General features: G+C 46.7%; 16 protein-coding genes. 12 read left to right on the top strand and 4 right to left on the bottom strand.

From position 1 onward, the window contains the following. Positions 1-39: 39 nt before the first annotated feature. Both DYADSP32_RS11675 and DYADSP32_RS11670 read right to left on the bottom strand, forming a co-directional pair. On the bottom strand, positions 40-342 hold the full coding sequence (locus DYADSP32_RS11675) for a hypothetical protein (protein ID WP_149242566.1): 303 nt from the start codon (positions 340-342) through the stop codon (positions 40-42). Positions 343-386: 44 nt separating this feature from the next. After that, positions 387-551 (bottom strand): hypothetical protein, encoded by a 165-nt coding sequence (locus DYADSP32_RS11670; protein WP_414617702.1) that lies wholly within the window; start codon positions 549-551, stop codon positions 387-389. 175 nt (positions 552-726) lie between these two features. On the opposite strand from DYADSP32_RS11670, the gene DYADSP32_RS11665 reads away from it, so the two are divergent. From DYADSP32_RS11665 to DYADSP32_RS11610, 12 genes are all read left to right on the top strand, one after another. Beyond that, the gene (locus DYADSP32_RS11665; protein ID WP_414617701.1) at positions 727-894 is read left to right on the top strand and encodes a hypothetical protein; all 168 of its coding nucleotides are present in this window, start codon (positions 727-729) and stop codon (positions 892-894) included. A 135-nt stretch (positions 895-1,029) separates the two neighbouring features. Beyond that, positions 1,030-1,947 carry an amidoligase family protein gene (locus DYADSP32_RS11660; RefSeq protein WP_149242568.1) on the top strand — a complete coding sequence of 306 codons (918 nt, stop codon included), beginning with the start codon at positions 1,030-1,032 and terminating at the stop codon, positions 1,945-1,947. Next, positions 1,944-2,180, top strand: a complete 237-nt coding sequence (locus tag DYADSP32_RS11655) for a hypothetical protein (RefSeq protein WP_149242569.1) — start codon at positions 1,944-1,946, stop codon at positions 2,178-2,180. Before DYADSP32_RS11660 ends, DYADSP32_RS11655 begins: the two co-directional genes overlap by 4 nt. Before the next feature lie 34 nt (positions 2,181-2,214). Further along, positions 2,215-2,943 carry a hypothetical protein gene (locus tag DYADSP32_RS11650; protein WP_149242570.1) on the top strand — a complete coding sequence of 243 codons (729 nt, stop codon included), beginning with the start codon at positions 2,215-2,217 and terminating at the stop codon, positions 2,941-2,943. Positions 2,944-3,042: 99 nt separating this feature from the next. Continuing rightward, on the top strand, positions 3,043-3,705 hold the full coding sequence (locus DYADSP32_RS11645; RefSeq protein ID WP_149242571.1) for a hypothetical protein: 663 nt from the start codon (positions 3,043-3,045) through the stop codon (positions 3,703-3,705). Further along, complete coding sequence (locus DYADSP32_RS11640; protein WP_149242572.1) at positions 3,647-5,176, top strand: terminase large subunit domain-containing protein; 1,530 nt, start codon at positions 3,647-3,649, stop codon at positions 5,174-5,176. The genes DYADSP32_RS11645 and DYADSP32_RS11640 overlap by 59 nt, the downstream gene beginning before the upstream one ends. A gap of 243 nt (positions 5,177-5,419) precedes the next feature. Then, positions 5,420-5,725, top strand: coding sequence for a hypothetical protein (locus DYADSP32_RS11635; RefSeq protein ID WP_149242573.1), 306 nt, complete (start codon positions 5,420-5,422; stop codon positions 5,723-5,725). Positions 5,726-5,730: 5 nt separating this feature from the next. After that, positions 5,731-7,035: a hypothetical protein gene (locus DYADSP32_RS11630; protein ID WP_149242574.1), complete on the top strand. Its 1,305-nt coding sequence runs from the start codon at positions 5,731-5,733 to the stop codon at positions 7,033-7,035. 206 nt (positions 7,036-7,241) lie between these two features. Further along, entirely contained in the window at positions 7,242-7,721 is a 480-nt protein-coding gene (locus DYADSP32_RS11625) for a hypothetical protein (protein ID WP_149242575.1), read from the top strand. Continuing rightward, entirely contained in the window at positions 7,718-8,308 is a 591-nt protein-coding gene (locus DYADSP32_RS11620; RefSeq protein ID WP_149242576.1) for a hypothetical protein, read from the top strand. Before DYADSP32_RS11625 ends, DYADSP32_RS11620 begins: the two co-directional genes overlap by 4 nt. After that, complete coding sequence (locus DYADSP32_RS11615; protein WP_149242577.1) at positions 8,305-10,323, top strand: DUF5977 domain-containing protein; 2,019 nt, start codon at positions 8,305-8,307, stop codon at positions 10,321-10,323. Before DYADSP32_RS11620 ends, DYADSP32_RS11615 begins: the two co-directional genes overlap by 4 nt. Beyond that, positions 10,323-11,756: a hypothetical protein gene (locus tag DYADSP32_RS11610; protein ID WP_149242578.1), complete on the top strand. Its 1,434-nt coding sequence runs from the start codon at positions 10,323-10,325 to the stop codon at positions 11,754-11,756. The genes DYADSP32_RS11615 and DYADSP32_RS11610 overlap by 1 nt, the downstream gene beginning before the upstream one ends. Before the next feature lie 6 nt (positions 11,757-11,762). On the opposite strand, the gene DYADSP32_RS11605 is transcribed toward DYADSP32_RS11610, so the two are convergent. Continuing rightward, entirely contained in the window at positions 11,763-12,554 is a 792-nt protein-coding gene (locus DYADSP32_RS11605) for a hypothetical protein (protein WP_149242579.1), read from the bottom strand. A 230-nt stretch (positions 12,555-12,784) separates the two neighbouring features. Further along, positions 12,785-13,063 carry a hypothetical protein gene (locus tag DYADSP32_RS11600; RefSeq protein WP_149242580.1) on the bottom strand — a complete coding sequence of 93 codons (279 nt, stop codon included), beginning with the start codon at positions 13,061-13,063 and terminating at the stop codon, positions 12,785-12,787. Positions 13,064-13,104: the final 41 nt, after the last annotated feature.

Below are 13,104 nucleotides of genomic sequence, written 5' to 3'. Positions count from 1 at the left end.
AAAACACCCCGTCGGCAAAGCTGGCAGGGTGTTTGGTCATTAAGCAACCAGGGCCTTGGCCCTAGTGTCGTAGGTGCGGGTCTGATAGGGTTGGTCCTTGATCAGGCGCAGATTATTAAGCTCTGGAATTACCACCATGCAGGCATCGGGCACGACTCCCCTTGCGATCCAGTTCTGAACGGTAGAGATGGATTTGGTGTACTTTTTCGCATAACTGACCGGTGTGAGCCACTCGGAGAGCTTGTACTCGTTGCCGTAGGCGATGACTGAGGCGTTGGAGAGTTCGTTGAACAGGTTCTGAATCTCATCCAGCTTGGCGTGAATTTCTTCTTTTGTTTTCATATCAATTTTTGGCGGTTAAGGGAGGGGTGCCCCCTCCCGTGCTACTACATCCCTTGTACTAATTGAAGCATCTTCTGGTATTCTTTTAGTTTTTCGATCCAGGCCTGATACTGCTTGTCGGTTGTATCGGGCGGTGTGTCGATCAACCATTGCTCAACTTCCTTAATTGCGGTTTCGAGTTGGTTGATAAGTTGTTGTTTTCTATCCATGTATATTTTGCTTAATGACATAACAAATATACTAGATGTGTAGTTACTACACAAGTTTTTAGGTCTTTATTTCCCCCAATTTTTGAAAATAAATAGTGTCGAAATGACTTGGATGTCGGGCACGTTAGTGCGTACTTAGATGTAACAATAACGCAATTAAACACCTGATATACAGATGATTATTTTATTAGACAACCCAGAAAGAGGAGACAAAATAACAATAACCCGCGAATACGAATTCGGCAAAGGAGAGTATACCGAGGTACGGACGATAGTGGTGGTTTGGAATGGAATTATTACCCTGGACGATGGATACAAATTCAGATATTATGAGAAAAGGTAATTTCTAAGGGACAGAAATTAAACCGGTGATGAGCCGGTTTTTTTGTGCGAAAATAGTGCAGAAATGACTTGCATGTCGGGCACGTTAGTGCGTACTTAGATGTAACAATAATGAGTTTAAAACTTTGATATACAGATGAATACGCAATTTATACTAAGCGATACAACGACTACAAAAACCGAAAAAATTCGCCAGCTGTTGGCTTTGGGATTGACTAGAAAACAAGTAAGTGAACTTGCAGGCTGCGGATACGGATTTGTTCAGAATGTATTTGCTAAGCACTGGCCAGAGCGAGTTCAGACGAAACAATTAAGCTTTGTTCCTTTCAACCGCAAATTTGGGATCGAGATTGAGGCATACGGGATAGATAAACGTGAGCTGGCGAGGCTCATCACCAGCAACGGAGTGGAATGCTTGGTGGAAGGCTACAACCACACTACCCGCAGCCACTGGAAGATAGTAACGGACGGAAGCTTGAGAGGTGATAACGCTTTTGAGATTGTAAGCCCGATTTTGAAGGGCCTTGAAGGACTAAGACAACTTGAAGTAGTAAGCGCAGCGCTTACCACGCTGAGAGCAAAAATAAATAGAACCTGCGGACTACATATACATTTTGACGCTTCGGGATTTGAAGCTGAACAAATTAAAAATCTGCTCAAAAATTACGCTAACTATGAAAATTTGATTGATAGCTTCATGCCGGAAAGCCGTAGGAAAAATAATAACACTTACTGCAAAAGCATTACGGGGATTGTAGGTCAGCTTTCAGGAGCAAGTACGATCCAGGAAATGGCGAGCATACAAAACTCAAGATATTATAAGGTAAATCTTCAATCTTACCTAAGACACAAGAGCATAGAATTTCGCCAACACGGAGGAACGGTGGAGCTTGAAAAAATAAAAAGCTGGATTTTGTTTTTACACAACCTGGTTGAATTCAGCAAAACGAAAACGGTAACGGCAGCGCAGGCGAATTTTGAAAGCCTGACTAAATTTCAACAACCGGAGATTATGAATTATATTCAAACCAGAATTAACAACTTTGCTGCATGACCTACAAGACTGAAGACGGGGAGCTAATAACAGGTAGCTCCCCGCTAGAAATACTTACCAACCTTAAAAATGGATCCCGGTTTGATTCTGAGAGGGAGCTGGATGAATATCTGGAAGAATTCCTGATCCGGATCAGGGAGTATTATGGAGTTGCTTACAGCCACTTCGATTATGAGAAAACGCTCAACTACCTTGTGGAAGTGGGATATTTGACGGCTGTGGAGTTAATTTGATTTAAAGAAAACTGTAAACCGACAATTAAACTATATGGAGTACGAAGGATTTGCCTACACTGCAACGGTTGCGATCGTTGGAATCATTATTGGTTTTTTGATCAAAGATTATCTTCCTTCTTACTTTAAAAAGAAAGGCGAAAATTTAGCCACTAAGGAGGATATCGGAGAAATCACAAAGCTGGTGGAAGAGGTCAAAAGTAGTTTCAATCAAGAAACTGAGGTATTGAAAGCCAATTTACAGATATTAAATGGAATTAAGCTAGGAATAGCTGCCGAAGAAAGAGCTGCAATTGTCGATTTCAACGTAAAGTACTTTCGATGGTTCTATTCCTTAATTGATACAACTTGTGGTGATGCTGATTTTAGAAACAGTGCAGAATTGGAGGCTTATTTAAAGAAAATTAAAAGCCTATATGTAGATATGAAGGATTGTATGGCTAAGTTTAATTTGTTCGTTGAAAACGAAAGTCTCAAACAAGAAAGCCTCGCCTTATGCGTTGACACTATTGAAAAATTTGCAATGGTACCACCGAAGTTCATCTTAGAACTAATATCTACGAATAACAAAATAAAAATATTTGAAGAAGGTGTTCAGAGCTCAGAGACGAGATCTCAAATAGATTCATTGAAAGATGATCAGTATCGAATTCAACAGGAAACGGCAACCTCCAATATTAGAAATGCTACGCCTTTGGCTCAGAAACAGAGGGAGTTTCAAAAGTCCTGTAATGTCTATCTGAATAAGTTGCTTAAAATTTAGACCACTAGCACGATTTACAGAGTTCCTGAATAAGTTTTTTTGTGTCCTTTCGGCTCTGATCCCTACCTGCTAACCTTGTACAAAGGATATTGAACAGGTATGCAATTAATTATCAAAGAGGATAAACTTCAAAAATATCGGGATCACATTCAGATCGGCGGAGAACTAACTGTCAAGGACAAGGTGCTGTTTGATCGGTACTTCTTTGCCTTCACCCAGCTGCTGGACGGCAAGAGTGAACGGCAGGTGGTGGAGCTGCTCATGAATACTCCGGAGCCAATTGGCCAGCTGAAGCAGAGCCAGGCCTATAACGTCGTTAATGGCGCTCAGGAGATCTTCGGCAAACTGGATGTGGGTAACTCCAAAAAAGTGGCTCAGCGCTATATCTATGCTACCAGGTTGGAGGAGATGGCCCTTAAGCTTGAAAACATGGCTCATACCATGGTCGCGGACAATATGATTCAGTTTGAGGACGGTGAAGGGAATGTTGTCACAAAGTCTGACCCGGAGATTGTCAAAGAAGCTGGAGTACTACTTGGCAAGTCAGCCGACGTGCAAATGAAAGCAGCAAAGATCCGCGGGCTCCTGGAAAAAGACAAAGTGGAGAACCCCAACAAATTTAAAGCAAGCCCGAACATCATTTTCACGGATGATCTGGATGCTCTTGATCTATTACGTGAAATTGAGGACGGAAGTTACGAGGATGTTACCGGAGACGAAGGAGAGACTGAGGAAGACCAGGCTACGGCAGCTGGCGCATAAGGCAAACATTGTATTTACTTCTGCCAAGCAGAAAATATTCCTGAATAGCAAAGCCAAGCGCAAGACGTTACTTGCTGGCCGTGCGTTTGGGAAGACTTATATTTTGTTGGTTTGCATCGGATACATTGCAAAGATGCTGCCCAGGGCGAAGTTCTTCCTCGCTGGTCGGACGTTCAAACAGATTCTTGATATCGTGCTGACGGATTCGGCCGATGCCTGGAATTCAATGGGGTGGTATGAGTATCACGAGAAGGTCAATCCTTTCGGGAATTACGTGCTGTTCAAAGAACCGCCACCGGACTGGCCACGACCCTTCAAAGCACCCAAATCGTACGAGCGCTGCATCACCTTCGATTCAGGATTTTGTGTGCAGCTCCTCAGTTTTGAGAAACCGGATTCTAACCGGGGGCATAATTTTGACGGGGGCTTCGTGGATGAGTCAGCACTTTTTAAAAGTGACTGGGTGCAAAAGATCCTGATGGCTACTTTGTACCGGGCCAATACATGGCGCTTTAAGGATTCACCGCTTCACAACTCGTTTTACGACTTCACTTCCAATCCATGGACGCAGGAAGGTCAATGGGTTTTCAATACTGAAGAGCTCCAAAAGAAGGATCCTGAAAAATACTTTTTTCTGGAGGGGACGGCTTACGACAATCCAACGCTGCATCCGCAGTACGTAAAAAATCTTGAGGAGACATTGGCTCCGCTGGTTTTCAGGGTCGAAGTGCTCAATGAAAGACTGGCCAAATTACCGAACTGCTATTACCCAAGCTTTGAGGAGCACAAACACTGTACTGCAGATACATTTTCCTACAATCAAAATGAGGACGGACTTTGGTTACCGACCTTTTCCGATTATGAGGTAAACAAGCCTCTGGAAATAAGCATGGACTTCAATAACTACATCTGCTCCTCGATCATTTGTCAGGAAGGCAACAAGATATTGAAGGTCATCAACAACATCTACGTCAAACAGGCCAAGGAGAAAAAGACCCTTTCTCAAACGTTGGCCATAGCGATACATGATCATTATGCAGACCATGTTAAGAAGGACATCATCTTATATGGCGATGCGTCCGGAGACAGTAACAGCGCGGGTAGTAATGACACCTTCTTCACACAGGTGGTAGATGAATTAAGGGGCCTTGGGTGGAAGGTTAAATTGAGGGTACTTAAATTCAACCCCCAACACAAAGACCGCTTCTCATTAATAGATCGCATCCTTGCAGAGAGCACCACCAACTTACCACGTGTGAGACTCAATCAGAATACATGTAAAGCACTCATCATCTCCATACAGAACTCACCAATCAGATCAGACATGAAGAAGAACAAGTCAGCTGAAGGAACGTCGATGCAACAAGAATATGCAACTCACTTGTCTGACTGTTTTGATTACATCTTGTATTATAAATACTCAAGCATGAAACCTCAAACCTCATTGATCAGGGAAATCCGATGGCTGTGACGGTGGAACCGGCGATAGGATCCGGAATAGGTCACGGCCTACCAGATATCCCGTTTTTTGCGAGTCGGTAATTACCGGAAATGGAAAGGGTGCCGCAGTGGCAGGGAGACAATTGGAATTAATATTGCCTTTGTGAGACATTCGGGACGCCAACCGTCTCACAGTGAGAGCGAAGGCAAAAACAGAAATTGGAACACTTTTTCTGTCCTTTTTGACGCTTTTCCGGTCGGCGATCTTTGAATCATGGAAACAATTTCAATTGAGACTTTTTGGCGGTTACTGCATGATCCCGGTAACAGTGGCTTTGCGCTGAAATACCGGAAGACGGATGGAACCTTCGGGATAAAGAATAGCTGCTCAAAGTCCTCCAAGCGGTTTGATGGGCAAAGCACCAAAGGAAAACTGCGCTACGACATCATTGAGAAGGGATCGGTGCTGTTGGAAGACCGCGAAAAGGAGCAGGCTTTCTCACTCCGGAACCGGCTGATACTTGCGGTGAAGTTGCCGAAAGCAAAAGAGTGGCTCAAAATCATACATAAAAATTACTGAGGCGAATGGTAAGAAGAATTGAAAAGAACCTGTATCACCTGGGTAAAGCTCAGTCGACGGTGATCGTGACGCCAACGCTTGATGCGGTAACAGGTCAATCGAACATCGTCGGGAATGGCGGGACTTCAGAGAAAGACTGGGTGAAGTGGGGAGCCAATGACAACGAGGCGCTCGAGATGCTGAAGCTGGTTTGGAACTCACCGACTAAGCCGCGTTTGATGGATCAAGCGAAAGAATTTATACTCGGCGCGGACGTCAAACTGATGTCGGTCGATATTGATGCCGATGGGAAGGAAGTGCGGAAGCTGGTAAAGGATCCAAAACTCGGAAAGTGGTTTCGCACGGAGGAGATCTTTTCAAAGTATCTCGAGCTTGCAGCCCTGAGCCTTGCTTTTGCTGAAATTGCCTTCATACGGTTTTCAATACAGGATAATGGCGATGTGGCGCTGGAAACGATACAGCCAAACAAAGTACGTTTTCAGAAACCTGCCAAAGGCCAGCCGTTGACGCACGTGCTGATCAACCCGTTCTTCGGGACCGACCGCTCGGTAAAAAAAGAGGATACCGTTGCTGTGCCTATCTTCAACATCAAGGATCCGACTGCTTACCCTGAGACCATCATGGTGCTTAAGAAACAGCAGATCGGCTCAGACTTCTATACTCAGGGGCTTTGGTGGGGAACCAAGACCTGGACAAAGGTGGATAACCTCACTCCGGAGTATCACCTGAGCGGATTGATCAATGGCTACAATTTGAAACTGCTGATCGAGATTGACGAGAGCTATTTCCTGATGGATCATGAGGACATCAACGACGAACTGGTGATGAAGGCAGTGGACGAGCGGAAGGATCAGTTCATGAGTAAGATGGACGATTACTTGTCCGGCGTGAAAAATGCAGACAAGGCGCTGGTATTGATTGGTAACCTGATGGGTGAAGCTGGCAAGGAGCGCCGGCTGATTAAGGTAACTCCCATTGAAAACAAGATGACGGATGATGCCTACATGAACCTGATCAAGCAGGCCGGCGTGAAGCAGGCCCAGGGACACGGGATCCTTCCATCGCTGGCCGGTATCGCAGAAGGCGACAAACTTGGCGGTAGCGGATCCGAGCTGATGCACTCCGTCATGTTCCAGGTGAGATACATGACCCCATCTTACCGCAGGCTTTTGAAAAAAGGACTTGACCAGGCGCTGGACGTGATGGGCTATAACCTGGAAGAAGTAAGCTACCAGTTTACCGACATTGAAATGACTACACTGGACGAGAATCCGACCGGCAAACAACCTGCAACATCCAACGCACAATGAAACAGCTTTTTAAAATCATAGTCGCGTTCTTCCACTTTTTGGGACACGTGATTGTCATCACAGGTAAGTTTTTGATTTTTTTACTCATATCCCCAATTACCATTTACAGATGCCTGCCCCACATGTGGCGAAAGAAATCGCTTCGTGCCGGCTGGTTAAAGTTCAGCTGGATCTGGGATGCTTATTGGGGAATAATTTAATTGATTATGCAATTACTCGCTTCTGATATTATCAGCCTGGAAAACTACTTTACGGAAGTTGTGGACGCTGATCCGGAAATTATCTCCTGCGTTTTGGAAACTTCAAACAATCCCTTCGAAATGGAGCGGTTCGACGCGGTTTCCAAAATGGATTACTTCTCCTACCCGGCTCTGGTACTGCTGATGCCGGTAATCTCCGGAGACGACAACGGCATGCACAACTTCGAAGCGAAGCAGGAGCTAGCTTTTGCGCTGATGTTTCCAACGGATGGGTCACACCAGGAGAAGCTGGAAAATCACAAATTGGCTCAACTCGCTGCATGGAGAATGATCAAAGCGCTTAGAAGGGACAGCAAAGCAGGCCGGTTCAGGATGGACTCCATGTCATACAAAATGGCTCCGATCGAGTATGGCAGCGATAATTGCGTGGGCCAGTATCTGGTTGTGACGCTGATCACCAGTACCAACAGCCTGATCGGATCATGAGTGAGCTCGTTACCTGGTCTCCGGACATTGATTACGACACGATCTGGTTTGTGGTCGGGCAAATATCCAACCAGATCAGTGGTCGTGGTATATCCATGCTGCGGGAAAAACTCGAAGAAGAAGGGCTCGACCTTACAGGTGACCTAAAGAATTCGCTGGTTCGTGAAGTACGCCAGAACAACTCGGCATGGATGACCGAAATGGCCATGCAGTTTGAAGCGTATGGCCGGTTCAAGGATATGAAGTCCATGACCTATTCAAAACAAGCTCCTGTGGACGCAATGAAGGAGTTTGCCGAAAAGATCATCGATGGCAAAGCCGGCAGAGACTACAAGCCGTTCCAGTACGTCTCCGGCTGGAAACCGCACGGATCATTTCCAAGGAATAGGGAGCTGGCTATTCGCCAGCTTGCCTGGGCGCTGGCCCGGTCGCGCCTGTTGCAGCCTATTGTGATGCGCAAAGGCCGTGGCTGGTACATCCGCAATTACATGAAGGAAATCTACGGCGAAATAGAGACAAACATCCAGGCAGCTGCCGCACAAGCAACGCTGAATACAATAGCAAAAGCCTTAAAGGACAGACAATGATAGATTTTTTGAGAAAGGGTATCTCCTGGCTGGACGTGGATATGGTCCGAAATGAGGTACAGCATATTGTTCAGGCTGCGGATCCGGCTACCTACCCCGATCGCGCCGGCATCAGGTACTATCTGGATGTGGAAGTGCCAGAGTATCCACAGGCCACTAGCTTCAAAAAGATGATCAGGCTGGAAGGCCGTGAAAAGCCTGTGAAGATATCGGACGGAGCGGAGATTTACGAAGGCTGTACGTTCCGGATCGAAGCGCTCCTCGCTGGTCAAATGACGCTTACATTGCCCGAAAAAGGGCAAAGTAACCTTTCGGTTGTTGCCAGCCTCACTACGCCCTATCAGCTCAGGGAGGTAATAGAGCCAGCTATCAGAGACCAGCTGTTGACAGCACGCACGGCCATGCGCGCAGGGCTTGCCTTGCGTGACTTTGTGAGCTATGAGCACCGGTTTTTCTCCCGGTTCCAGCCTGCAAACATGCAGTTTCTGACCTGGCAGCCAAAGGTGAAGCTGATCGGTGCTGCGCAGGAAGAATACCTGTATTTTTTGGTCAACCTTACTCCGCTTCCGACGCAGATTAACCTGAGGGTACGGGTAACCTATGCCAACGGAACCAGGGCAGTGTTGACCAAAAACACGATCCAAAGCGCCAGTGCATTCCAGGTGGTGTGTGCACCCGTTGGGCCGGTTGCCCTTGGCCTTGGCGACGCATCCATTATCAAATATGAAGTGTGGCTGGCAGACGAAAACATGCTGCGATTTACCGAAGTACGCACCTATGAAATTGACCGTCGCAGGCATCGGTTTGAGCGCTTTATCTTATTTGCCAACAGCTTTGGGGGCTTCGATACGCTGCGATTGCTGGGCAAATCCTCCGAAGATAGCGATGTGACCAGGCAAACGGCCGTGAAGGAACGGGATGCTGCACAGGGGATCGACTACTCTGAACTGGCGATTATTTCCATCAAAGAAAATTCGGGCATTCAGGTGTCGACGGGGCTGTTTGAACGGGATCAGGAGAAGTACCTGAGCTACTTGCGGGAACTGATGCTCAGTGAATGTATCCTGGAAGACACTGCGCATGGCTATGAGGCCGTGAACCTGATCACGGGCAGTATTACCTACCGGGAGGACAATGCGGGGCTGATGGAGCGCTCCTTTCAGTTTCGCCGTACGCATTCGGACACCAATTTCAGCTCACTGGCTCCCGTATCGGCTGCGCCGGCGCGGGCCACTGCCTGGCGGGGTGTGGGTAATGTGTATCTGCTGGATGGCTACGGCAAAAGAACCGGCATGGTGAAAGCCGCTGCGCTCCGGAAGTACTACACCGACAACGGTAGCGATGTGGTGCCATTGACCCAGAAGGCCAATGTGGAAGGCGATAAGGATTATTTGATCCCCAGCCCGGATCCGTCGACGGTGCCGGGATCCACACCCTTTCCAAATGCTGCGATCAACCGGAAGGGTACCTTCGTGAAAAACAACTGTGGCGCTGCTGAAGAAGGGATGGAGGCCATGATCAGCATCCCGGCAGGTACTTATGGCGCAGAAAAGGCCGGCATAAGCGACGCCCTGGCGGAAGCTGCTTGGAACCAGCTGAACACCCAGGAATATGCCAACCTGTACGGCAGCTGCGCCATTGGGCAGAATTATACCTGGGCCGTACCGGCAGGGCACTTTCATTACCGCACCAACATGCCATCCAGGGTGGGGGTGTATTATGTGGTGGACGGAGCTGCCACCAGGGGAAATATTCAGTCCATTCAGGGAATGCCTGGTTCGTACATATTTCCGGTAGGAAGCAATGATCTGGACTTCCCCAACGACCCGGGATATTACTACAACGTGTATGGTGAAACAGGGCAAACCATTAAAATAGAGATCTTCCAGAATGGTACACTGCGAACCACCTTGACCAGGTCATTCCCGGTGGCCGGCTACGCGAATGAAAGTCTGTTTTTCGAGCTGATACCCGCTGCGCTTGACAGGTACTTAATTAAACTCACGATTCTGTAATGTTCACCGATGTAAGAATAAATGGCGAGAGTGTGGATTTGGGGGAGGATATCAGGATCCCGATCAATCTGCTGAATCCACACCTCACCTATGAGACGATACCCGACAGCACGGCGACGATTCCGAACATCCCGTTCTCGGTGCTCAACCAGCGCATTTTTCAGTATGCCGAAATGCCACAGGCCGGGAACGATCTGCACAGCTACGATTGCGAGCTGCTGTACAATGGCGCCATGGTGTACAGGGGGAAAGCCTATGTAAAATCGGCCAACCCACTAACGGGTTATCAGCTTGAAGTGGGCGATGACCTTTCCAGGTTTTTTGGCGAACATCAAAGGACTTTGCTTACTGAGCTGGACCTGGGAACGGTGCCGCTTCCGCCGGTGATACCGCCAAAGGTAATGGTGGATGATCACGCAGCCGTTTGTTTTCCGAAAATCCTGAACGCGGATTATTATTCCACCAACGGATCGACCATCGCCTATAATGGCGTGGTGAATGACTATACAGCACCAGGCTTCGACTCCGCTCAGCCTGACAAACCGATTGTGCCCATGTTGTTTGTGAATTTCCTGTTGAAATGCATAGCTGCTGCCACCGGCATTACAATCGGTGGAAACTACTTGAGCCATGCCACGTGGAGCCAGCTGATCCTGACGAACTGGCGCGCGCTGGATGGTGCCGGCACGGTGACCGTAAACCGACATGTGCCTGCCTGGACCATACCGACGTTTCTGATGGAGCTCCGGAAGATCCCAAACCTGGAACTGAAATTTGATACTGCCGAAAAGCACCTGAGCATCGACTTTTGGGAGGAAAAACTGATCCTGCCACCGGTGGCCGACTGGACACAGAAGGCGGTGATCGGCCATGAGAAGTTTCCGGAGTTTAATCGCCGGCTTCACCTGGCCTTTGAACTGGACGGCGGGGATTCGCTGATGAAAGATAAGCCCGAACCGCTCGTAGACTACATCACACCTAGCGAGGCCGTACTGGGCAACGTTGCCATCGGGCTTTGCAAGGTGCCCATGAAGCTCTCCACGTTCCTGACGGACGAAGCCACGGGCTTGCCGATCGCGAAGCAAACCGGTGTAACGGCGCAGTTCAACCAGCTAAACGTGAACGCGGCTCCCAGGCTGCTGTTTTGGCATGGATTGGTATCCTCAATACCAAAAGCACTGCCGGAGCTGGATGGAATAAGCCTGTACATCACCGGCGAAAACGGGATCAGCGAAACCAGCTGGAACCGGATCGAGGAAATGAGGCTGGGCATGTTTTACCTTAAGAAAAGTTTTGTGCTGACGGAAACGGATTTGGCATTACTGGATTTCAGCCGGATGATCCACTACAATGGGCTTAACTACCTGGTAGCACATGTGGGTGGGGAGCTGCCTATTACGAAAGAGTTTGCTTGTTTGTTGGTGAAAGTATAGTCTCCTCTAGAATGGCTTCGGTGGGACAAATTTAGGAGTCATTCTATGCCGAACGTCTAACTCTAAGTAATTTTCTGGATCAGCTATTTGTTCCCCGTTTCTTGTATAATCCAGGGATATCAAATTGAAGGTATTATGCTCAAGTGTAAATTTTAAATGCATATCATAAAAGTTTGAATTCCAAATAACTTCTAGCTTGTATTCAAACCGGGTGTTGCTATTTACCCTTTTGCTGTAAAACATCTCCTCCTTATTCATTACGAATGGGCTAATAACGGTCGGATGTTGGTAAAAGGGCTCGTCTCCACGGTCATCTCCATTTATTCCACCTGGGGGTGACAAATCTTCGACTTTAATCTTTACTATACCAATAGGTACTCTGCCTTTATTGATAGCGTAAAACTTTACATAGTTTGGAAGAGCTGGCGATAACAAGCCTTTAAAAATCTCTAGTTTTATTACCGGCATATTATTTCCTCCAGTGACAAATTCCGCAATTTCAGCGGTAAGCTTTTGATTCTCCTCATAACTTTTATTTAGTTTATTAGTTAGAGATAAAACCACGTTTGTGGAATCCAAATTTTGTTTTAGAGATTCATTACTAAGCACTAATTGTTCATTTGCAGTTTCAAGCTTTCTCGACAGCTCCTTTTCCTTGGCGGTATTTTCCAAATCCTGTCTTACAGATTCTTTATACTGAAGGTAGCTAGATAAAAACAAAAACAAGGCACCCACACCTCCTATTACAAGTAGCCAAAAACGATTATCACTATACCAATGCATACTTTTGTCTTTCATTTAAGAAATATCAAAATTTAAACTTCTCCATTAGATAGACTATGTACAATATCTAAGTTAGGTCAGATTTATTTGAAGCTTTGTACCATTCTTCCATTTGGTTCAAAATTTTCTGAATTTCAGATTCTTCTGCTGACTGATACACTTCGATTAGTTCTAGTGTTGCTGACTCATTAACCCGAGCAATAAATGCAGGTTTTCGCGCGTGCAGGATAAATAAGTCAGAGGTTTTAGCCTTCTGGTTTTGGGCTAGCATAAATCGCGGAAGCTTCATAGGGTTCGGTTGCAAAGCGGCTGAAAGCTACTTTCCCGTTCACACCCATGGGATAATTGATCACCCACAATTCCAACTCGCTCCCGTTATCAGTTATGTAATACGGTACCAGTAAATTGTCTCTGATAAAGATCGGGATATTACGGTTTTTCCACTTTGAACCCCTTTTTGAAATTTGGGCAAGACGCTCTCTCCCAAGCTCTATACCCTTGTTGAAAATATTTTTTGACATCATTTTTAAGTTTTTATCCAGCTCATGCTGCTGCCTCCCGCTTT

It is taken from the genome of Dyadobacter sp. 32 (genome assembly GCF_902506755.1).
Lineage (GTDB): Bacteria > Bacteroidota > Bacteroidia > Cytophagales > Spirosomataceae > Dyadobacter.
This window is presented reverse-complemented; position numbering and strand designations above follow the sequence as displayed.

What these genes read in the sequence shown, in the direction of transcription:
- DYADSP32_RS11675 (WP_149242566.1), bottom strand. Translation starts at nt 342, where the DNA reads ATGAAAACAAAAGAAGAAATTCACGCCAAGCTGGATGAGATTCAGAAC.
- DYADSP32_RS11670 (WP_414617702.1), bottom strand. Translation starts at nt 551, where the DNA reads ATGGATAGAAAACAACAACTTATCAACCAACTCGAAACCGCAATTAAG.
- DYADSP32_RS11665 (WP_414617701.1), top strand. Translation starts at nt 727, where the DNA reads ATGATTATTTTATTAGACAACCCAGAAAGAGGAGACAAAATAACAATA.
- DYADSP32_RS11660 (WP_149242568.1), top strand. Translation starts at nt 1,030, where the DNA reads ATGAATACGCAATTTATACTAAGCGATACAACGACTACAAAAACCGAA.
- DYADSP32_RS11655 (WP_149242569.1), top strand. Translation starts at nt 1,944, where the DNA reads ATGACCTACAAGACTGAAGACGGGGAGCTAATAACAGGTAGCTCCCCG.
- DYADSP32_RS11650 (WP_149242570.1), top strand. Translation starts at nt 2,215, where the DNA reads ATGGAGTACGAAGGATTTGCCTACACTGCAACGGTTGCGATCGTTGGA.
- DYADSP32_RS11645 (WP_149242571.1), top strand. Translation starts at nt 3,043, where the DNA reads ATGCAATTAATTATCAAAGAGGATAAACTTCAAAAATATCGGGATCAC.
- DYADSP32_RS11640 (WP_149242572.1), top strand. Translation starts at nt 3,647, where the DNA reads ATGTTACCGGAGACGAAGGAGAGACTGAGGAAGACCAGGCTACGGCAG.
- DYADSP32_RS11635 (WP_149242573.1), top strand. Translation starts at nt 5,420, where the DNA reads ATGGAAACAATTTCAATTGAGACTTTTTGGCGGTTACTGCATGATCCC.
- DYADSP32_RS11630 (WP_149242574.1), top strand. Translation starts at nt 5,731, where the DNA reads ATGGTAAGAAGAATTGAAAAGAACCTGTATCACCTGGGTAAAGCTCAG.
- DYADSP32_RS11625 (WP_149242575.1), top strand. Translation starts at nt 7,242, where the DNA reads ATGCAATTACTCGCTTCTGATATTATCAGCCTGGAAAACTACTTTACG.
- DYADSP32_RS11620 (WP_149242576.1), top strand. Translation starts at nt 7,718, where the DNA reads ATGAGTGAGCTCGTTACCTGGTCTCCGGACATTGATTACGACACGATC.
- DYADSP32_RS11615 (WP_149242577.1), top strand. Translation starts at nt 8,305, where the DNA reads ATGATAGATTTTTTGAGAAAGGGTATCTCCTGGCTGGACGTGGATATG.
- DYADSP32_RS11610 (WP_149242578.1), top strand. Translation starts at nt 10,323, where the DNA reads ATGTTCACCGATGTAAGAATAAATGGCGAGAGTGTGGATTTGGGGGAG.
- DYADSP32_RS11605 (WP_149242579.1), bottom strand. Translation starts at nt 12,554, where the DNA reads ATGAAAGACAAAAGTATGCATTGGTATAGTGATAATCGTTTTTGGCTA.
- DYADSP32_RS11600 (WP_149242580.1), bottom strand. Translation starts at nt 13,063, where the DNA reads ATGATGTCAAAAAATATTTTCAACAAGGGTATAGAGCTTGGGAGAGAG.